This is a genomic window from Curtobacterium sp. MCPF17_031, from assembly GCF_003234035.1.
Classification (GTDB): Bacteria; Actinomycetota; Actinomycetes; order Actinomycetales; family Microbacteriaceae; genus Curtobacterium.
This window is the reverse complement of sequence record NZ_QKSG01000001.1, coordinates 345,582-365,823: the sequence shown is the minus strand read 5'-3', so window position 1 is coordinate 365,823 and position 20,242 is coordinate 345,582. Positions and strand designations below refer to the sequence as shown.

General features: G+C 72.0%; 18 protein-coding genes. 16 read left to right on the top strand and 2 right to left on the bottom strand.

Translation table 11 applies throughout. The annotated features are described in order from the left end of the window. Nucleotide 1 precedes the first annotated feature (1 nt). Nucleotides 2-2,032 (top strand): primosomal protein N', encoded by a 2,031-nt coding sequence (locus DEJ31_RS01770; RefSeq protein ID WP_111121055.1) that lies wholly within the window; start codon nt 2-4, stop codon nt 2,030-2,032. 138 nt (nt 2,033-2,170) lie between these two features. Here the strand turns inward: DEJ31_RS01770 and DEJ31_RS01765 are convergent, their stop codons facing one another. Beyond that, on the bottom strand, nt 2,171-2,647 hold the full coding sequence (locus DEJ31_RS01765) for a DUF4383 domain-containing protein (RefSeq protein WP_110902193.1): 477 nt from the start codon (nt 2,645-2,647) through the stop codon (nt 2,171-2,173). Between the two features lie 109 nt (nt 2,648-2,756). After that, entirely contained in the window at nt 2,757-3,086 is a 330-nt protein-coding gene (locus DEJ31_RS01760) for a hypothetical protein (protein ID WP_110902194.1), read from the bottom strand. Nucleotides 3,087-3,203: 117 nt separating this feature from the next. On the opposite strand from DEJ31_RS01760, the gene DEJ31_RS01755 reads away from it, so the two are divergent. From DEJ31_RS01755 to gltB, 15 genes are all read left to right on the top strand, one after another. Further along, nucleotides 3,204-4,157, top strand: coding sequence for a methionyl-tRNA formyltransferase (locus DEJ31_RS01755; RefSeq protein ID WP_111121054.1), 954 nt, complete (start codon nt 3,204-3,206; stop codon nt 4,155-4,157). Next, nucleotides 4,154-5,758: an RsmB/NOP family class I SAM-dependent RNA methyltransferase gene (locus tag DEJ31_RS01750; RefSeq protein WP_110902196.1), complete on the top strand. Its 1,605-nt coding sequence runs from the start codon at nt 4,154-4,156 to the stop codon at nt 5,756-5,758. Before DEJ31_RS01755 ends, DEJ31_RS01750 begins: the two co-directional genes overlap by 4 nt. Nucleotides 5,759-5,808: 50 nt before the next feature. Continuing rightward, nucleotides 5,809-6,474, top strand: coding sequence for a ribulose-phosphate 3-epimerase (rpe, locus tag DEJ31_RS01745; protein WP_110902197.1), 666 nt, complete (start codon nt 5,809-5,811; stop codon nt 6,472-6,474). 9 nt (nt 6,475-6,483) lie between these two features. Continuing rightward, nucleotides 6,484-6,747 (top strand): phosphoribosyl-ATP diphosphatase, encoded by a 264-nt coding sequence (locus DEJ31_RS01740; protein WP_110902198.1) that lies wholly within the window; start codon nt 6,484-6,486, stop codon nt 6,745-6,747. Between the two features lie 62 nt (nt 6,748-6,809). Next, nucleotides 6,810-7,649 (top strand): ATP phosphoribosyltransferase, encoded by an 840-nt coding sequence (gene hisG / locus DEJ31_RS01735; RefSeq protein WP_110902199.1) that lies wholly within the window; start codon nt 6,810-6,812, stop codon nt 7,647-7,649. After that, a complete protein-coding gene (gene hisF / locus DEJ31_RS01730; RefSeq protein WP_110902200.1) occupies nt 7,646-8,449 on the top strand; it encodes an imidazole glycerol phosphate synthase subunit HisF in 804 nt (267 codons plus the stop codon). The genes hisG and hisF overlap by 4 nt, the downstream gene beginning before the upstream one ends. 88 nt (nt 8,450-8,537) lie before the next feature. Further along, nucleotides 8,538-8,939 (top strand): phosphoribosyl-AMP cyclohydrolase, encoded by a 402-nt coding sequence (gene hisI / locus DEJ31_RS01725; protein WP_110902201.1) that lies wholly within the window; start codon nt 8,538-8,540, stop codon nt 8,937-8,939. Then, a complete protein-coding gene (locus DEJ31_RS01720; protein WP_111121053.1) occupies nt 8,936-10,468 on the top strand; it encodes an anthranilate synthase component I in 1,533 nt (510 codons plus the stop codon). The genes hisI and DEJ31_RS01720 overlap by 4 nt, the downstream gene beginning before the upstream one ends. Continuing rightward, on the top strand, nt 10,465-11,208 hold the full coding sequence (locus DEJ31_RS01715; RefSeq protein WP_110902203.1) for a Trp biosynthesis-associated membrane protein: 744 nt from the start codon (nt 10,465-10,467) through the stop codon (nt 11,206-11,208). Before DEJ31_RS01720 ends, DEJ31_RS01715 begins: the two co-directional genes overlap by 4 nt. Next, on the top strand, nt 11,195-11,434 hold the full coding sequence (locus DEJ31_RS01710; RefSeq protein ID WP_110902204.1) for a DUF6704 family protein: 240 nt from the start codon (nt 11,195-11,197) through the stop codon (nt 11,432-11,434). The genes DEJ31_RS01715 and DEJ31_RS01710 overlap by 14 nt, the downstream gene beginning before the upstream one ends. Nucleotides 11,435-11,492: 58 nt before the next feature. Further along, complete coding sequence (gene trpC / locus DEJ31_RS01705) at nt 11,493-12,266, top strand: indole-3-glycerol phosphate synthase TrpC (protein WP_111121179.1); 774 nt, start codon at nt 11,493-11,495, stop codon at nt 12,264-12,266. A gap of 40 nt (nt 12,267-12,306) precedes the next feature. Further along, nucleotides 12,307-13,521, top strand: a complete 1,215-nt coding sequence (gene trpB / locus DEJ31_RS01700) for a tryptophan synthase subunit beta (RefSeq protein WP_110902205.1) — start codon at nt 12,307-12,309, stop codon at nt 13,519-13,521. Beyond that, complete coding sequence (gene trpA, locus DEJ31_RS01695; RefSeq protein WP_111043748.1) at nt 13,518-14,312, top strand: tryptophan synthase subunit alpha; 795 nt, start codon at nt 13,518-13,520, stop codon at nt 14,310-14,312. The genes trpB and trpA overlap by 4 nt, the downstream gene beginning before the upstream one ends. Before the next feature lie 94 nt (nt 14,313-14,406). Next, nucleotides 14,407-15,396, top strand: a complete 990-nt coding sequence (gene lgt, locus DEJ31_RS01690; RefSeq protein WP_110902207.1) for a prolipoprotein diacylglyceryl transferase — start codon at nt 14,407-14,409, stop codon at nt 15,394-15,396. A gap of 305 nt (nt 15,397-15,701) precedes the next feature. After that, nucleotides 15,702-20,219 carry a glutamate synthase large subunit gene (gene gltB, locus DEJ31_RS01685; protein ID WP_111121178.1) on the top strand — a complete coding sequence of 1,506 codons (4,518 nt, stop codon included), beginning with the start codon at nt 15,702-15,704 and terminating at the stop codon, nt 20,217-20,219. Nucleotides 20,220-20,242 lie beyond the last annotated feature (23 nt).

Genomic DNA, 20,242 nt, shown 5'->3' with positions numbered 1-20,242 from the left:
CGTGGCCAACGTCGCGCGTGTCGTCCTCGACTCACCGCTCCCGCAACTCGACCGTCTGTTCGACTACCGGGTCCCGGCCGAGATCGAGGACGACTGCGTGCCGGGGGTCCGGGTCCGGGTGCCGTTGCGCTCCGGCGCCCGGATGACCGACGCCTACGTGGTGGAGGTCGTGGCCGACGACGCCCTCTCGCCGGAGAACGACTTCCCGGGCGAGCTGAGTGCCGTCGAGGAGCTCGTCAGCCCGGTGCCGGTGCTCGCGCCGGAGGTCTGGGAGCTGGCCCGCGCCGTGGCCGACCGTGCCGCCGGGGTCGCCAGCGACGTGCTGCGCCTCGCGGTGCCGACGCGGCAGGTCCGGCCGGAGAAGGCCTGGCTCGCTCGTGACCCGGACCACGTGCCGCCCCGCGTGACGGCGGTCCCGGTCGACGGGTACGGCGACGCGGTCGTCGAGGCGGTGATGGACGCCGGCGGACGCGCGGCCGTCGGTGCGATCCCGCACCCGGTCCTGCTCGCCGCCCCGGCCCGAGCGATCCCGGCCGACGACGCCGACGGGCCTGCTCCCGCCTGGGTGCCCGGCTGGGCCGCGACCCTGGCGCAGGCCGCCGCACACACCCTGGCGGGGGAGCGGTCGGCCGTCATCGCCGTGCCCGACTTCCGCGACGTCACGGACCTCGAGCGCGCCCTGCTCGTCCTCGTGCCCGCCGAGCGGGTGGTGCGGTTCGACGCGAAGCAGACCAACGGGCAGCGCGCCCGGGCACTCCTCACCGCCCGGACGCACCCGGTCGTCGCGATCGGGAATCGTGCCGCCGTGTACGCACCGGCGTCGGACCTCGGCCTCGTCGCCCTCTGGGACGACGGCGACCCGTCCTTCGCCGAGCAGCGCGCGCCGTACGTGCACACCCGTGACGTCGCGCTGGTACGGACCGCCCAGTCCGGGGCCGCGCTCCTGATGGTGTCGCACGCGCGGAGCACCGACGTGCAGCGGCTCGTCGAGCTCGGATGGCTGCAGGAGATCGGTCCGCACCGCGCCCGTGTGCCGAAGGTCGTCCCGACGGCCCACCAGACCAACGCCGACGGGTACGCCGCACAGGCCCGCATCCCGAGCAGTGCCTGGCGGGCCGCCCGCCAGGCCAGTCACGACGGACCCGTGCTCGTGCAGGTGTCGAACCCCGGCTTCGGGACCGGCCTGGTCTGCACCGAGTGCGGGGAGCGCGCCCACTGCCGGGTGTGCGGTGGTCCACTCGGCAGTCCGCACGCCGGGTCCACCCCGCAGTGTCGGTTCTGCGGCGCGCTGGCGGCCGGGTACCGCTGCCCGACCTGTGGCAACGGGAAGCTCAAGCCCGTCGGCCAGGGTGCCCAGCGCACCGCCGACGAACTCGGCCGCGCCTTCCCGAACACCCGGATCGTGGTGGCCGACGGATCGCGCCCGATCGACGAGGTACCGGCCCGTCCCGCGGTCGTCGTCGCGACCCGCGGCGCCGAACCGGACGTCGCCGGCGGCTACGCCTGCGTACTGCTCCTGGACGGCGAACGGATGCTCGCGCGCGAGGGACTGCGAGTCCAGGAGGACGTCCTCCGGATCTGGGCGAACGCCGCGGCGAAGGGCGCTCCAGGAGCGCCGGTGTACCTCGTCGGCATCGGCGGCAAGCTCGCGAACGCGATGGCACTCTGGCGGCTCGATGTGCCCGCCCACGACGAACTCACCGACCGGCGTGAGCTGTTCTTCCCGCCGGCGGTGCGGGTCGCCACGCTGACCGGGACGGACGAGGCGGTGACCGGCGCGATCGAGGCGCTCGGCGACGCGCCGGTGGGTCCGGTCCTCGGACCGGTCCCCGTCGACGACCCGACGCCGGGGACGGTCCGCGCGATCGTGCGCTTCCCCTATGGCCACGGGACAGAGGTGGCGGCGACCCTCAAGGCCGAGGTGATCCGCCGGTCGTCGACGCGCCGGGTGGTCAAGGGCGGGGCGAAGCGTCGCGCGGCTCCGGCCCTCCGCGTCCGGATGGACGACGCCGAGCCGTTCTCCGAGGTCTGAACCGGTCGCTGCAGAGCCGAGCCCGGACATGACGGGAGGCCCGTGGCGATCCCGCCACGGGCCTCCCGTCATGCCACCGGCCGAGGTCACCGGCCGAGGTCACCGGCCGAGGTCACCGACCGAGGTCACCGATCAGGGTCAGCGCGCGGTCCGCTCCGCGCCGACCGGTGCACGGCGGCCGCGCGAGAGCACGACGCCGAGGGCGACCATGCCGATCGCGAGGACCAGGTGCAGCCAGTTGTCCGCCGAGTTCAGCGGCACGAAGTTCGCGGCGCTGTCGCTGTTCGCGGTGAACAGGCCGTAGATCCAGAGCACGAAGTAGACGATGCCGCCGATGACCAGGTAGAGCCGGGAACCACTCGCGCGTCGGGCCGCCAGGACGCCGACGATGCCGAAGAGCAGGTGGACGATGTTGTGCAGGACCGACACCTGGAAGATGCCGAGCAGCATGCCCATCGAGTCGTTGCCGGCACCACCGAGGTCACCGGTGGTCAGGCCGGGGATGAAGCCCGCCAGGCCGACGAGCAGGAAGACGATGCCGACGACGAGCGCGCCCTTCTGGACGGGCGTCTCGGCGAAGCTGGTGGGAGCGGGGGTGGAGAGTCGGTCTGACATGTTCGTTCCTTTCAGGGAATCGCCTGTGAACGTACCCGTCGGTCTCCGCGCTGTCCGGAGGCGAGGGCACAGCTCGTTCGGCACGACGCCGGCGAGCCGGGTCCGCGGATCAGCGGGGCTGGGCCGGGTTGGTCGGGTCGCCGTGTGACGGCGGGTTGATGACCGGCCCGGACGTGGCCGGGGTGACGGCGGGGGAACCGCCGGTGCCCTGCTGGACCTCCGGGAGGTGCTCGGGCACCGAGCCGGTCGGTTCGGCCCCGGCTTCGAGTGCGGCGATCCGGGAGGTCAGCACCTCCACGACCGGCAGCCGGTTCCCGTGGGCCCGCTCGTGCTCGAGCAGGGTCTGCAGCTGGTCGCGGTCGAGCGGGCGGACGTGCTCGGCGAGGTTGCCGAGCGGCAGGTGGTCGAAGTCCGGCAGCGGCAGTGCGTCGGTGGTCATGGTGGTCCTTCCGTCGAGATGCCAGCGACCGTAGGCAGGCACGCCTCAGCGCGTCCCCAGGCCCGGCGCGGACGGCGTCCGCCCGGGCGCGGCCGCGGCTCGTGGGAGACTGGTCCGATGCGTCTCGTCGTCGCCGGCAGTCCCGCTGCCGCGGTCCCCACCCTCCGTGCTCTGGCGGCGTCCGACCACGAGATCGCGGCGGTGTTGACCCGCCCGCCGACGCCGCAGGGCCGGAAGCGCGTGCTGACGCCCACGCCGGTCGCGCAGGCAGCGGCGGAGCTCGGGCTGCCGGTGATCGAGGCCTCCCGTGTGGACGACGAGGTGACGGCCCGGATCGCGGCGCTCGACGTCGGCCTCGGTGTGATCGTCGCGTACGGCGCACTCCTCCGTCGCCCAGCCCTCGACGCCCCGCGGCTCGGCTGGGTCAACCTGCACTTCTCCGACCTGCCGGCGTACCGCGGTGCCGCCCCCGTGCAGCGTGCCGTGATGGCCGGTGCGACGACCACGGCCGCGACGGTGTTCCAGCTGGTCGAGGCCCTGGACGCGGGCCCGGTCTTCGCGGCCGAGCCGTTCACGATCGACCCGGAGGCCACCTCCGGCGAGGTCCTCAGCGCGATGGCGGTGACCGGTGCCGACGTCGTCGTGCGGGTCGTCGACGCCATGGCCGCGGGCACCGCCGTCGCCACCGAGCAGGTCGGCGCTCCGACGTGGGCCCCGAAGCTCACCCTCGAGGACGGCCGGACCGACTTCGCCGCCCCGGCGGCCGCGGTGCACGCCAGGCTCCGTGGCGTCACCCCGGAGCCTGGTGCGTTCGCACACCTCGGCGAGACCCGGGTGAAGCTGCTGCGGGCGCGCCGGTACGGTGCAGTCGGTGGCCGGCCGGGAGGCCCGGAGGACTCCGCCCCGCACCTCGCGCCGGGTGCGCTCCGGCTCGTGGACGGTGCCCTGCTGGTCGGGACGGCGGACGAACCGCTCGTGCTGACCGAGGTGCAGCCGGCCGGCAAGAAGGCGATGGACGCCGCGGCCTGGGCCCGAGGGCTCGGACCGCTCGACGGGAAGGTGCTCGCATGAGCGCGGAACAGGCACGGTCACGCGGAGCGCAGCGCGGTGGCCGCGGCGGCGGCAGCGGTGTCGGGCGCCCGGGCGGGCGCCCCGGCGGTCGACCCCGCGAGCCCCGGCAGATGAGCGCCCGGCGGGTCGCGTTCGACGTCCTCCGTGCCGTCCAAGTCGACGACGCGTACGCGAACCTGCTCCTGCCGACGCGCATCCGACGAGCCGGGCTCAGCGCGCGGGACGCCGGTTTCGCCACCGAGCTCACCTACGGCACGATCCGGATGATCGGCCGCTACGACGTGGTGGTCGCGGTGGCGTCCGGACGTCGGGCGGACCTCATCGAAGCCGACGTGCTCGACGTCATGCGCCTCGGGGTGCACCAGCTGCTCGGCATGCGCACCCCGACCCACGCGGCGGTCTCCGCGACGGTCGAGCTCGCCCGCGAGGTCGGCGTCACCCGTGCCACCGGCTTCGTCAACGCCGTGATGCGCAAGGTCGCCGGCAAGACGCCGGAGGAGTGGGACGCCCTGGTGACGGCGGGCCTCGGCGGGGACGCACTCCTCGCGACGCGCTGGTCGCACCCGGTGTGGGTCGTGTCGGCACTCCGGGACGCCCTGGCCGCGGAGCGGTCCCGTGACGAACTCGTCGCGCTCCTCGCCGCCGACAACGAGGCACCGCGGGTCCAGCTCGCGGCGTTGCCCGGTGTCGCGTCGGCCGAGGACGTCGAGCAGGCGACCGCCCGCGTGGCGGCGGACGACGACGAGACGGGGGACGTGCCTCCCGTCGGTCCGGGCGACGACGCCGCCGCCGACGTGGCCGAGGCCGAGGCCGACCAGGCCGACGCGGCGCAAGAGCCCGCCCCGGCCGCTCCCGACCTGCCGGTCTCGCCCGTCGGGATCCGCGGCGTCACCGGTGACCCGGCCCGCGTCCCCGGCGTCGCCGCCGGCCGGCTCCGCGTCCAGGACGAGGGCTCGCAACTCGCGGCCCTCGCGCTGTCCCGTTCGTCCGAGGTACGGGCCGGCGAACGCTGGCTCGACCTCTGCGCAGGCCCGGGTGGCAAGGCCGCACTCCTGGCCGCCGAGGCCGCACAGGCTGGTGCGACCCTCACCGCCAACGAGCTCGTCCCGGCCCGGGTGGGACTCGTCCGGGAGGCACTCCGCGACTTCCGTGACACCGTCACCGTGGTCGAGGGCGACGGTCGCCGCTACGGGCACGACGGCTCGGGTGTCACGTACGACCGCGTCCTGCTCGACGCCCCGTGCACCGGCCTCGGCGCGCTGCGTCGCCGTCCGGAGGCCCGCTGGCGGAAGCAGCCGGAGGACGTCGCCGAACTGGCCGTCCTGCAGGAGGAGCTGCTCGAGGCCGCGGTCCGCGTGCTCGCACCGGGCGGCACCCTGGCGTACGTGACGTGCTCGCCGCACCTGGCCGAGACGCGCGGCCAGGTCGACGCCCTGATGCGTCGGCACGGGGACCTGCTCGAGCAGCTCGACACCGCATCCGTGGTCCGCTCGGTCGCCGCGCGTGACCCGCAGGTCGCGGACGGCCGGACCGTGCAGCTCTGGCCGCACCGGATCGGTACCGACGCGATGTTCATCGCACTGTTCCGCCGGACCGCCTGACGGGCTGTCGGCTCGGTGGCCGGCCGGGTCCGGGCCGGTAGGCTCGACGGGTGACGATCCGCATCTCGCCGAGCATCCTGTCCGCCGACTTCGCGAACCTCGAGCGCGAGCTCCAGCGCATCGAGACCGCCGACATGGTGCACGTCGACGTGATGGACAACCACTTCGTGCCGAACCTGACGCTCGGCCTGCCGATCGTCCAGCGCCTGCAGCAGGTGTCGCCCGTGCCCCTCGACGTGCACCTCATGATCACCGACGCCGACACCGAGGCGCCGAAGTACGCCGAGACCGGTGCGTCCAGCGTCACCTTCCACGTCGAGGCCGCGACCGACCCCGTCGCCACCGCTGCCGCCATCCGGTCGAACGGGGCCCGCGCCGCGGTCGCCGTGAAGCCCGGCACCCCGATCACCCGGGTGCTGCACCACCTCGACGCCTACGACATGATCCTGCTGATGACCGTCGAGCCCGGGTTCGGTGGTCAGGCGTTCATGACCTCGGTGATGCCGAAGCTCGCCGACGCACGCGCCGCGGTCGACGCGTCGGGGCTCGACGTCTGGCTCGAGGTCGACGGTGGCATCGCGGTCGACACGGTGCCGGAGGCGGTCCGGAGCGGCGCGGACACCCTGGTCGCCGGCTCCGCGGTCTACGGCGGCGAGCCCGCCGCCCGCATCACCGATCTCCGGGCGGCGGCACAGCGTGCGCTCGCAGACCGGTAGCCTGGGAACGTGAAGACGTTCGACGACCTGTTCGCGGAGCTGACCGAGAAGGCGCGCACGCGCCCGGACGGCTCCGGCACCGTCGCCGAACTGGATGCCGGCGTGCACCAGATCGGCAAGAAGATCGTGGAGGAAGCCGCCGAGGTCTGGATGGCGGCCGAGTACGAGGGCGACGAGCGCACCTCGGAAGAGATCTCGCAGCTCGTGTACCACCTGCAGGTCCTCATGATCGCGAAGGGCCTGACCCCGGCGGACGTCTGGCGACATCTGTAGGGAGCGCGTCACCCCGCGCACCGCAGATCCGTCACCGACCCCTCCTCCAGGAAGCAGACCTGATGCTCCGCATCGCCGTGCCCAACAAGGGCTCACTGTCCGAGACCGCCTCCGAGATGCTGCGGGAGGCCGGGTACGCCGGCCGCCGTGACCCGAAGGCGCTGCACCTCATCGACGAGCGCAACGGGGTGGAGTTCTTCTTCCTCCGTCCGCGGGACATCGCCACCTACGTCGGCTCGGGCGCACTCGACGTCGGGATCACCGGCCGCGACCTGCTGCTCGACTCGGGGTCGACCGCGCACGAGGTCGACGCGCTCGGGTTCGCGGACTCCACCTTCCGCTTCGCCGGCGCCCCGGGCCGGTACAGCGTGCTGCAGGACCTCGAGGGTGTCCGCGTCGCCACGAGCTACCCCGGCCTCGTCGGCGAGTTCCTCGCCCAACACGGCGTCACCGCGACCCTCGTGAAGCTCGACGGCGCTGTCGAGAGCGCCGTCCGGCTCGGGGTCGCCGACGCGGTGGCGGACGTCGTCTCGACCGGCAGCACACTCCGCGCCGCCGGGCTCGAGATCTTCGGCCCGGTCATCCTGGAGTCCACCGCGGTGCTCATCACCACCGACGAGACCATCTCCGGCATCGACGTGCTCCGGCGCCGGCTGCAGGGCGTCCTGGTGGCCCGCGGCTACGTCATGCTCGACTACGACATCCCGTCCGACCTGCTCGAGCAGGCGACCGCGATCGCCTCGGGCATCGAGTCGCCGACGGTCTCGCCGTTGCACGACCGCGCCTGGTCGGCCGTCCGCGTGATGATCCCGCGCGACGACGCCAACCTCATCATGGACGCGCTGTACGACCTCGGCGCCCGGGCGATCCTCGTCAGCCCGATCCACGCCGCACGCCTGTGACCGGCGCACCCGACGCGACCGCACCGGGCGCAGCACTCGGCGGGGTCTCGGTCCGTGTCATCCCGTGCCTCGACGTCTCCGGCGGCCGGGTCGTCAAGGGCGTCAACTTCCTCGACCTGCAGGACGCCGGGGACCCCGTCGAGCTCGCCGCGCGGTACTACGAGCAGGGCGCCGACGAGTTGACGTTCCTCGACGTCGGCGCGACGGTCGAGAACCGCGCCACGATGTGGGACACCGTCACCCGCACCGCCGAGCAGGTCTTCATCCCGCTCACCGTCGGCGGTGGGGTCCGCACCGTCGACGACGTCTCTCGCCTACAGCAGTGCGGCGCGGACAAGATCGGCGTCAACAGTGCCGCGATCGCCCGCCCGGAGCTGGTGTCCGAGATCGCCGACCGGTTCGGTGCCCAGGCGGTCGTCCTGTCGCTCGACGTCAAGCGCTCTGACCGGATGCCGTCCGGTTTCGTGGTCACCACGCACGGCGGTCGCACCGAGACCGACATCGACGCGATCGCCTGGGCGCGCGAGGCCGTCGAGCGCGGCGCGGGGGAGCTCCTCGTCAACTCCATCGACGCCGACGGCACGAAGAACGGCTTCGACCTCGACCTCGTCGCCGCGGTCCGTCCGGTCTCCACGGTGCCGGTCATCGCCTCGGGAGGCGCGGGGCGCGTCGAGCACTTCGCCCCCGCCGTCGACGCCGGTGCCGACGCGGTCCTCGCGGCGAGCGTGTTCCACCGCGGTGAGATGACCGTCGGCGACGTCAAGGGGGCGCTCCGCGCGACCGGCCACGTCGTCCGCTGACGCCGTCCCGGCGAGCCGGCTCGGGCCTCCCGTCCGGCGTGTCCGTCCGCAGCGAGCGCGCCGGGCAGGGCCGTAGGCTGGTGCCCTCATGACCGACAGCACCAGCACCAGCACCGAAGCGGTCCTCGACCGCGCGCGCTTCGGTACGGACGGACTGCTCCCCGCCATCGTGCAGGAGGAATCGTCGAAGGACGTCCTCATGCTCGGCTACATGGACCGTGAAGCCCTCCGCCGCACCCTGACGGAGGGCCGGGTGACCTTCTGGTCGCGGTCCCGGAGCGAGTACTGGCGCAAGGGGGACTCGTCGGGCCACGCCCAGTACGTCCGTGCCGCCGCCCTGGACTGCGACGACGACACGCTCCTCGTCACGGTGCAGCAGGTCGGAGCCGCGTGCCACACGGGTGCCCACCGGTGCTTCGACGTCGACCCGCTCGAGCCGGTGACCGCCTCGGCGCCCGACACCGCGGCTGCGGACGGGGCGGCTCGATGAGCGACTCGCCCCGCACCACGCTCCGCGACGACTTCGACGGACTCGTCCGCGACGGCCACCGTGTCGTGCCCGTCGTCCGCGCGCTCTTCGCCGACAGTGAGACGCCGGTCGGGGTCTACCGGAAGCTCGCCGACGGTCGCGCCGGGTCGTTCCTCCTGGAGTCCGCCGGACAGGGCGGCCTCTGGTCGCGCTGGTCGTTCGTCGGTGTCCGCAGCTTCGGCGTCCTGACCCAGGAGGGCGACCGCGCCGCCTGGATCGACACCGGCATGTCGGCCGAACGGGCCGTCGGCTCGCTCGACGGGCAGCCGCTGGAGGTCCTCGCCCGGCTGCACGAGCGCTGGGCGACGCCCCGCGTGCCGGGCATGCCGCCCCTCGTCGGCGGCACCGTCGGCTTCATCGGGTGGGAAGCGGTCCGCCAGCTCGAACACCTGCCCGACGCGCCGCCCGCCGACTTCGACGTGCCCGGACAGGCGCTGTCGTTCGTCGCCGAACTCGCCGCCCTCGACCACCGCACCGGACTGGTGCTCCTGGTCGCGACGGCGCTGAACGACGGCACGGACGATGCCGACACCCTGTGGTCGGACGCGCAGGCCCGGCTCGACCGGATGCAGGCCGACCTCGTGCAGCCGAGCATCGCGACCGTCGCCGAGGCGTTCGACATCGCCGAACCGACCGCACGCTCCCGGTCCACTCCGGAGGAGTACGCGGCCGCCATCGAGCGGTCGAAACAGTTCATCCGCGACGGCGACGTCTTCCAGGTCGTCATCTCGCAGCGGTTCGACCAGGAGGTCACGGCCGACCCCCTCGACGTCTACCGGGTCCTCCGCACGTTGAACCCCAGCCCGTACATGTACTTCCTGTCGCTCGCGGGCACCGACGCCCGGCCGTTCTGGATCGTGGGAGCGTCGCCGGAGGCCCTGGTGAAGGTGCAGGACGGTCGCGCGATGACGCACCCGATCGCCGGCTCCCGGCCGCGCGGTGCCACGATCGAAGAGGACGTGCGCCTCGGCGACGAGCTGCTGCAGGACCCGAAGGAGCGCGCCGAGCACCTGATGCTGGTGGACCTCGCCCGCAACGACCTGCAGAAGGTGTGCGAGCCGGGGACCGTCGCCGTGACGGAGTTCATGACGGTCGAGCGGTTCAGCCACATCATGCACCTGGTCTCCAGCGTCGAGGGGGCGATCCGCCCGGGGATGTCGGCCATCGACGTGTTCCGGGCGACCTTCCCGGCCGGCACGCTCTCGGGTGCGCCGAAGCCGCGCGCGCTGCAGATCATCGACGAGCTCGAACCCGCGAAGCGCGGGGCGTACGCGGGGGTCGTCGGGTACTTCGACTTCGCAGGGGACGCCGACGTCGCCATCGCGATCCGCACCGCCCTGATCCAGGACGGGGTCGCACGGGTGCAGGCCGGTGCCGGGCTCGTCGCCGACTCGGACCCGATGAGCGAACACCTCGAGTCGGTCAACAAGGCCGCCGCGCCGCTGCGTGCCGTCGCGACCGCCAACCGGATGACCGGGGTCGCCCCGTGAAGCGCTCCCGACCGCTCGTCGTCGTCCTCGGGCTCCTGGTCGCCGGACTCGTGATGCTGTCGTGGACGCAGACCTGGTTCACCGTGCACCTCGACCACACGGCGGCCGTCGTGAAGACCGTGGACGCGGACGGAGCCACCGTCGTACCGCAGTACACCGCAGTCGCGATCGCCAGCCTCGCCCTGTTCCTCGCGATGACGATCGCCGGCCGTGTCGTCCGCGTCGTGCTCGCCGTGGTGCAGGTCCTGCTCGGGGTGGCCGTCGTCGTCACCGGCGTCACGGCACTGTCCGATCCGGTCGCCGCCGCGCGGAGCGCCATCGGTTCGGTCGCCGGAGTCAGCGACATCGGCGCCGTCCGGCAGGTCGTCACCGGCGTCGACGTCGGTGTCTGGCCGGTCATCGGGATCATCGGCGGGGTCCTCGCGTCGCTGCTCGGCGTCGCGGTGCTCTTCCTGCAGCGGTCCTGGCCCGGTCCGAGCCGCAGGTACGGCGATGCCGCCACGCCCGGAGCGGCCTCCGCGGCCGGGGCCAGTGGCGGTCCCGCGTCCGTCGACGGTGCTCCGCGCCGACCCGTCGTACGCGACGCGGTCGTCGACTGGGACGACCTCAGCGCGGGCGTCGACCCGACCGCGGGGGACGCCGTCGCGGGCCAGTCCGACACCCCGGACACGGTAGGATCGACGGAGCGCCGCCCGACCGGTGGCGCCAGCGACCACGAGGAGCACCGTGAGCAACACTGAGCCCGCAGAACTCGGCGAAGGCCACTCGCCGGCGGCCTGGACGGCCGTCGTCATCATGCTGATCGGCTTCGCGGCCGGGACGCTCTGCTTCTGGTTCGACATCGCCTGGGGCGTGTGGGCGTCCGCTGCCGTCGTCGTGATCGGTCTCATCGTGGGCTTCGCGATGGGCAAGGCCGGCTACGGCGTCAACGGTCCGAAGTACGTCACCAAGCACCACGGCGGCTGAGCCCGTGTCGGCTGAGCCCACCGACACCGTGCGTGTTCCTCCGGTGCCCGGGGTCGACCTGCTGCAGGGCCTCGTCGCCGGTGCGCTCGAGGACGCCGCTGCTCGTCGACTCGACCGCCCGTACGCGGACGTCGAACGCGACCTCGACCGGGTCGCCTCGCCGCTCGACGCGCTGCAGTTCCTGGCCCCGGGTGACCGGGTGAAGGTCCTCGCCGAGGTCAAGCGTGCGAGTCCGTCACGTGGGTCGATGGCCCCGATCGCGGACCCGGCTGCCCTCGCCGCCGAGTACGAGCGCGGCGGAGCCTCCGCGATCAGCGTCCTGACCGAGGGCCGGAAGTTCCTCGGCACGCTCGCCGACCTCGAGGCGGTCAAGGCCCGTGTCGGCATCCCCGTGCTCCGCAAGGACTTCATCGCCGACCCGTACCAGGTCGTCGAAGCGCGTGCGGCCGGAGCGGACATCGTCCTGCTCATCGTCGCGGCCCTCGACCAGCCCACGCTCGTGCAGCTCCACGGCCTCGCCGAAGAACTCGGCATGCGCGTCCTTGTCGAGGCGCATTCCGCGGACGAGGTCGCGCGTGGCCTCGACGCCGGCGCACGGATCCTGGGTGTGAACGCCCGCGACCTGACCGACTTCTCGCTCGACCGCCACCTCTTCGGGTCCTTGGCCGACCGGATCCCGGACGGGGTCGTCCGCGTGGCCGAGTCCGCCGTGAAGACCCCCGCCGACGTGGCCCACTACCGGTCCGCCGGTGCCGACGTCGTCCTCGTCGGGGAGGCGCTGGTCACCGGCGCCGACCCCGCCGCCACGCTCGCGTCGTTCATCGACGGCTGACAACCCGTCCGGTGCACGCCGGACACCCAGGAGCACCACCGTGACCTCACTCCGTGACCTGCAAGGCCCCTACTTCGGCGACTTCGGTGGGCGGTTCGTCCCCGAGTCGCTCGTGCTGGCGCTCGACGAACTCGAGACCGCGTTCCGTTCGGCCTGGGCGGACCCGTCCTTCCGCGAGGAACTCGACACCCTCCAGCGCGACTACACCGGACGGCCGTCGATCATCACCGAGGTGCCGCGGTTCGCGAAGCACGCCGGTGGTGCCCGGATCATCCTCAAGCGCGAGGACCTCAACCACACCGGGTCGCACAAGATCAACAACGTGCTCGGTCAGGCGCTCGTCGCCCGCCGGCTCGGCAAGACGCGGCTGATCGCGGAGACCGGTGCCGGCCAGCACGGCGTCGCCACCGCGACGGCGGCGGCCCTGTTCGGGATGGACTGCGTCGTGTACATGGGCGCCGTCGACACCGAGCGACAGGCCCTCAACGTCGCCCGGATGCGCCTGCTCGGCGCCGAGGTCATCCCGGTGGAGACCGGATCGCGCACGCTGAAGGACGCCATCAACGACGCCCTCCGCGACTGGGTCGCCAACGTCGACTCCACGCACTACCTCCTCGGCACGGTCGCCGGTCCGCACCCCTTCCCGGAGATGGTGCGCCAGTTCCACAAGGTGATCGGTGAAGAGGCTCGGCAGCAGGTCCTGGACCGCGTCGGTCGCCTGCCCGACGCCGTCGCCGCGTGCGTCGGCGGCGGGTCGAACGCCATGGGCATCTTCGAGGCGTTCCTCGACGACGAATCGGTCCGGCTGCACGGGTTCGAAGCGGGCGGCGACGGTGTCGAGACCGGTCGCCACGCCGCCAGCATCACCCTGGGGCGCGAAGGCGTGCTGCAGGGCGCGAAGTCGTACCTGATGCAGGACGAGGACGGCCAGACCATCGAGAGCCACAGCATCTCGGCCGGGCTCGACTACCCGAGCGTCGGTCCGGAGCACGCGTACCTGGCGTCGATCGGCCGTGCGCAGTACGAGCCGATCACCGACACCGAGGCGATGGAGGCCTTCCGGCTGATGAGCCGGACCGAGGGCATCATCCCCGCGATCGAGTCCTCGCACGCCCTCGCCGGGGCGATGAAGCTCGGCAAGGAACTCGGACCCGAGGGCGTCATCCTCGTGAACCTCTCCGGCCGCGGCGACAAGGACGTGGCTTCGGCCAGCCGCTACTTCGGCATCCTCGACGAGACAGCGGTGCAGTCGTGAGCACGAACAAGACCGTCGCCGCGACCATCGACCGCGCGAACGCCGAGCGAGCCGGAGCCGTCATCGGCTACCTGCCCGCCGGCTACCCGGACCTGCAGACGAGCGTGGACGCGGCGGTCGCCCTCGCCGAGAACGGCGTCGACGTCATCGAGCTGGGTCTGCCGTACTCCGACCCGGTGATGGACGGCCCGGTGATCCAGCGCGCCGCGGAGGAGAGCCTGGCCAACGGCTTCAAGGTCGCGCAGGTGTTCGACGCCGTCAACGCGATCACCGAGCGGGTCGACGTGCCGGTCCTGGTGATGACCTACTGGAACCCGGTCCTGCGCTACGGCGTCGACCGCTTCGCCGACGACCTGGTCGCAGCGGGTGCCGCCGGCCTGATCACGCCGGACCTGATCCCGGACGAGGGCCAGCAGTGGATCGACGCGTCCGAGCGCACCGGTCTCGACCGGGTGTTCCTCGCGGCACCGTCCTCGACGGACGTCCGGATGCGCCAGGCCGTGGACCGCAGCCGTGGGTTCGTCTACGCCGTCTCGACCATGGGCGTCACCGGCGCCCGGCTGGGCGTCGACACCGCCGCCCGCACGGTGGTCTCCCGCCTGCGGGACGCCGGCGTCCAGCGCACCTGCGTCGGTCTCGGCATCTCCACCGCCGACCAGGTCGCCGAGGTGCTCGAGTACGCGGACGGTGCCATCATCGGCTCGGCGTTCGTCCGTGCACTCGCCGACCTCGGCGTGACCGGGGTCGCGGACCGCGCCGCCGACCTGTCGTCCGGCGCAGCGCGGCGCTGACCCGCGCTACAGTGATCCGGGCCGACCAGCCCGCAGGGCAAGGGGCCAGCCCCATCGACTGCCCAGCTCCACACGTGAAAGGCGACAGTCGCACATGCCCCTCCTGAGCATCCCGAGCCCGAGCACGGCCTGGCAGTACTTCGACCTCACCGCCTGGCTGCACAGCGTGTCCGGTCTGACCCTGCCGCTCGACTTCCGGATCCACGCGTACGCGATCTGCATCCTCATCGGGATCGTCATCTGCGTGCTGCTCACGAACAGCCGGCTCAACGCCCGTGGTGCCGAGCGGTGGATCATCATCGACATCGCGATCTGGGCGGTGCCGGCCGGCATCATCGGCGGTCGCCTGTTCCACGTCTTCACCCACGTCAGCGACTACTTCGGTCCCGGCATCGACCCGCTCTCGATCTTCTACATCTGGGAGGGCGGTCTCGCCATCTTCGGCGCGCTGATCCTCGGGTCGGTCGGCGCGTGGATCGGCTGCCGCATGGCGGGCCTCCGCTTCTCGGCCTTCATCGACGCCGCCGCTCCCGGTGTGCTGCTCGCCCAGGCCGCGGGTCGTCTCGGCAACTACTTCAACCACGAGCTCTTCGGCATGCCGACGAACCTGCCGTGGGGTCTGCAGATCGAAGCGACGAACCCGGCCTACCCGAAGGGGCTGCCGGAAGGCGTGCTGTTCCACCCCACGTTCCTCTACGAGATCATCTGGAACGTCGTGGGCGCCGTGCTGATCCTGCTCATCGACCGCCGGCTCCGCCTGCAGTGGGGCCGCGTCATGGCGCTCTACCTGATCTGGTACGGCGTCGGCCGGTCGGTGCTCGAGTCCATCCGCGTCGACACGAGCGAGACCTTCGCCGGCATCCGCACCAACGTCTGGATGTCCTTCGCCGCGATCCTGCTCGGCATCATCATCTTCGCGATCCAGTCCCGACGACACGTCGGCAAGGAACCGAGCCCGTACCTACCGGGTCGCGAGCCGCGCTCGAAGTCCGATGTAGACTCGGACGACACCTACTCGGAGCACGACACCACGACCGGTGTCGCCGATCCGGAGCCGGTCGCCGTCGTCGCCGACCGACACTGAGGTCCCCAGCCTCTCCCGAACGCAGCACCACACCGCGCTTGCCGTCCGCCACAAGCGGACTCCACTCCTCGCACGCCGTCAGGGCACAGCCTGACGGCGAGCACGGGCACCAGTCCCGCCCGCTCGGGCGGAACGCACCACCGGGCCATCGCTGTCCCTGTTCCACTTCCTCGTGAGGACGGTTCCCCATGGCGCTCCTGCCACCCCAGCCCTCTGCAGTCCCGAACGGCGCGAACGACCCGTCGTCACGGACCGGGCTCCGCTCGCCGCACCGACGGTTCTCCGCGATCCCCGATGCCGCCGGCATGTACGACCCGGCGAACGAGAAGGACGCCTGTGGCCTGGCCATGGTCGCGACGCTCCGCGGGACGGCCGGGCACGACATCGTCGACGCCGCCCTCGGTGCGCTCCGCAACCTCGAGCACCGCGGTGCCGTCGGCTCGGACGCCGGTACCGGTGACGGCGCGGGCATCCTCTGCCAGGTTCCCGACGCCTTCCTCCGCGACGTCGTCGACTTCGACCTGCCGGACACCGGTCAGTACGCCGTCGGCACGGCCTACCTGCCGCTCGACGCCGACGCCCGTGCCGACGTGAAGGCCACGGTCGAGCAGCTCGCCACTGCCGAGGGGCTCCGCGTCCTCGGCTGGCGCGAGGTGCCGGTCCGTCCCGAGGTGCTCGGCACCCTCGCCCGCGCCGCCATGCCCGCCTTCGAGCAGGTCTTCGTCGCGTCCACCCACCACGACGAGCAGGGTGCACTGCGCTCCGGCATCGAACTCGACCGCCAGGCGTTCCGCCTGCGCAAGCGTGCGGAGCAGGGCAGCGAGCTCTACTTCATGTCGCTGTCGAGCCGCACCATGGTCTACAAGGGCATGGTCACGACGCTCCAGCTCGAGCCGTTCTACCCCGACCTCAGCGACGAGCGCTTCGCGTCCCGTCTGGCGATCGTGCACTCGCGGTACTCCACGAACACCTTCCCGTCGTGGCCGCTCGCCCAGCCGTTCCGTTCGCTCGCGCACAACGGCGAGATCAACACCGTGCGCGGCAACCGCAACTGGATGCGCGCCCGCCAGTCGCAACTCGAGAGCGAACTGCTCGGCGACATGGGCCCGCTGCTGCCGATCGTCAGCCCGGGGGCGAGTGACTCGGCCTCGTTCGACGAGGTCCTCGAACTCCTCACGCTGACCGGCCGGTCCCTGCCGCACGCGATGTCGATGATGGTGCCGGAGGCCTGGGAGAACCAGACCGACATGGACCCCGAGCTCCGGGCGTTCTACGAGTACCACTCGATGCTCATGGAGCCGTGGGACGGCCCGGCGGCGATCACCTTCACCGACGGCACGCTCGTCGGCGCCACGCTCGACCGCAACGGCCTGCGTCCGGGACGGTTCCTGGTCACCGACGACGGCCTCATCGTGATGGGCAGCGAGACGGGCGTCATCGACGTGCCCGCCTCGAAGGTCGTCCGGAAGGGCCGTCTGCGTCCGGGCCGGATGTTCCTGGTCGACACCGAGAACGGCCGCATCATCGAGGACGACGAGGTCAAGCACGACCTGGCGACGTCCGGCCCCTGGGCCGAGTGGCTCGAGTCCGGGCGCATCAACCTCAACGACCTGCCGGACCGCGAGCACATCGTGCACACCCCGGCGTCGGTGACCCGTCGTCAGCGTGCCTTCGGCTACACCGAGGAAGAGGTCCGCATCCTGCTGCGTCCGATGGCGCAGACCGGGGCGGAGCCGCTCGGCGCGATGGGCTCCGACACACCGATCGCAGTGCTGTCGCAGCGTCCGCGCCTGCTCTTCGACTACTTCACGCAGCAGTTCGCACAGGTCACGAACCCGCCGCTCGACTCGATCCGTGAGCAGGTCATCACGTCGATGGGCCTCGGGCTCGGTCCCGAGCGCAACCTGCTGAGCGCCGGGCCCGAGCACGCGAAGCAAATCGTGCTCGACTTCCCGGTGATCGACAACGACGAGTTGGCGAAGATCCAGCACTTCGAGACGGCCTCGGGCCGGCACCTCACCGTGACGATCCGCGGGCTCTACCGGGTCGACGCCGGCGAGACGGCGATGGAGCAGCGCCTCCAGGCCGTCTGTGACGAGGTCGACGCGGCCATCGAGTCGGGCAAGCAGTTCATCGTGCTCTCGGACCGCGACGGCAACGCCGAGAGTGCGCCGATCCCGAGCCTCCTGCTGCTCGCCGCGGTGCACCACCACCTGATCCGCACCGAGCAGCGCATGAAGGTCGGCCTGATCGTCGAGGCCGGCGACGTGCGCGAGGTGCACCACGTGGCGACCCTGATCGGGTACGGCGCCTCGGCGATCAACCCGTACCTCGCCATGGAGACCTGCGAGAACCTCGTACGGTCGGGAATGATCACCGGTCTCACGCCGGAGCAGGCCGTCAAGAACGTCATCAAGGCGCTGGGCAAGGGCGTCCTGAAGATCATGTCGAAGATGGGCATCTCGACGGTGTCCAGCTACGCCGGTGCCCAGGCGTTCGAGGCGGTCGGCCTCAGCCAGGAGTTCGTCGACCGGTACTTCACCGGGACCTCGTCGATCCTCGGCGGTGTCGATGTCGACGTGATCGCGGCGGAGAACGCCGAGCGGCACGCGCAGGCGTACCCGCAGGACGGTGCGGTGCTCTCACACGAGCGCCTGCAGACCGGCGGCGAGTACCAGTGGCGCCGCGAAGGACCGCCGCACCTGTTCAACCCGGACACCGTCTTCCGCCTGCAGCACGCGACCCGTGCCCGCCGGTACGACGTGTTCCGCGAGTACTCGAAGGCGGTCGACGACCAGTCCGAACAGCTGATGACGCTGCGCGGCCTGTTCGGCTTCACCACGGGCGACCGCACCCCGGTGCCCCTCGACGAGGTCGAGCCGATCGCAGAGATCGTCAAGCGGTTCAACACCGGTGCGATGTCCTACGGGTCGATCTCGCAGGAGGCGCACGAGACGCTCGCGATCGCGATGAACCGTCTCGGCGCACGGTCGAACACCGGAGAGGGCGGCGAGGACGTCGAGCGCCTGCTCGACCCGGAGCGCCGCAGCGCGATCAAGCAGGTCGCCTCCGGCCGGTTCGGCGTGACGAGCATGTACCTCACGCACGCCACCGACATCCAGCTGAAGATGGCGCAGGGTGCCAAGCCCGGCGAGGGCGGCCAGCTGCCCCCGCAGAAGGTGTACCCGTGGGTCGCCCGGACCCGGCACGCGACCGCCGGTGTCGGCCTCATCTCGCCGCCGCCGCACCACGACATCTACTCGATCGAGGACCTCAAGCAGCTGATCTTCGACGTGAAGCGGGCCAACCCCTCGGCGCGCGTGCACGTCAAGCTCGTCAGCCAGTCCGGCATCGGTGCGGTCGCGGCCGGCGTGACGAAGGCCCTGGCCGACGTCGTGCTCGTCTCGGGCCACGACGGCGGCACCGGCGCCAGCCCGCTGAACTCACTGAAGCACGCCGGCACCCCGTGGGAGATCGGTCTCGCCGAGACGCAGCAGACGCTCATGCTCAACGGCATGCGCGACCGCGTCACGGTGCAGGTCGACGGGCAGATGAAGACCGGGCGCGACGTCGTCGTGGCCGCACTGCTCGGCGCCGAGGAGTACGGCTTCGCGACCGCTCCGTTGGTCGTCGAGGGATGCATCCTGATGCGCGTCTGCCACCTCGACACCTGCCCGGTGGGCGTCGCCACGCAGAACCCGGAGCTCCGCAAGCGCTTCTCCGGCAAGCCGGAGTTCGTCGTGAACTTCTTCGAGTTCGTCGCACAGGAGGTCCGCGAGCTCCTCGCCGAGCTCGGGTTCCGGAGCCTCGACGAGGCGATCGGTCACGCCGACGCCCTCGACGTGGACCGTGCGGTCGAGCACTGGAAGGCGTCGGGTCTCGACCTCGGGCCCGTGCTCAAGGGACCGGAGTTCGCCCCCGACGAGCCGCGCAGCCGTCGCCGCGCCCAGGACCACGAACTCGAGCAGCACTTCGACGTCCGGCTCATCGCCGAGGCGTCCGACGTGCTCGAGCACGGCGGCACGCTGTCGCTCGACCTGCCGATCCGCAACACGGAGCGCGCGGTCGGCACGATGCTCGGCCACGAGGTCACGCTGCGCCACGGCGAGAACGGGCTGCCGACCGGCTCGATCGACATCACCCTCCGCGGGTCGGCCGGACAGTCGCTCGGCGCGTTCATGCCGGCCGGCATCACGCTCCGCCTGGTCGGCGACAGCAACGACTACGTCGGCAAGGGGCTGTCCGGCGGCGAGATCGTCGTCCGTCCGGCCGAGGACGCCGGGTTCGACCCGGCGGAGAACGTCATCGCCGGCAACGTCATCGGCTACGGCGCGACCCAGGGCAGCATGTTCATCCGCGGCATCGTGGGCGAGCGCTTCCTGGTCCGCAACTCGGGTGCGACCGCGGTGGTCGAGGGTGTGGGCGACCACGCGCTCGAGTACATGACCGGCGGCCTCGCGCTCATCCTCGGCGAGACCGGCCGGAACCTCGGTGCCGGCATGTCCGGAGGCACGGCGTACGTCCGCGGCCTCCGTCGCGAGCTCGTCAACACCGAGGCGCTGGCCTCGGGGGAGCTCCGGCTGGAGCCGCTCGACAGCGCCGACGTCGAGATCGTCACCGACCTGCTCCGACGGCACGCCGACGAGACCGGTTCGACGATCGCTGCGGGGCTGCTCGACTCCGGCCACCTGTCCGAGTTCGTCAAGGTGCTGCCGCGTGACTACGCGGCCGTGCTCGAGACGCGTCGTCAGGCCGTCGACGAGGGCCTCGACCCGGACGGCACCGTCGTCTGGAACCGCATCCTGGAGGTCACCGGTGGCTGACGAGATCCACATCGGCGACCCCG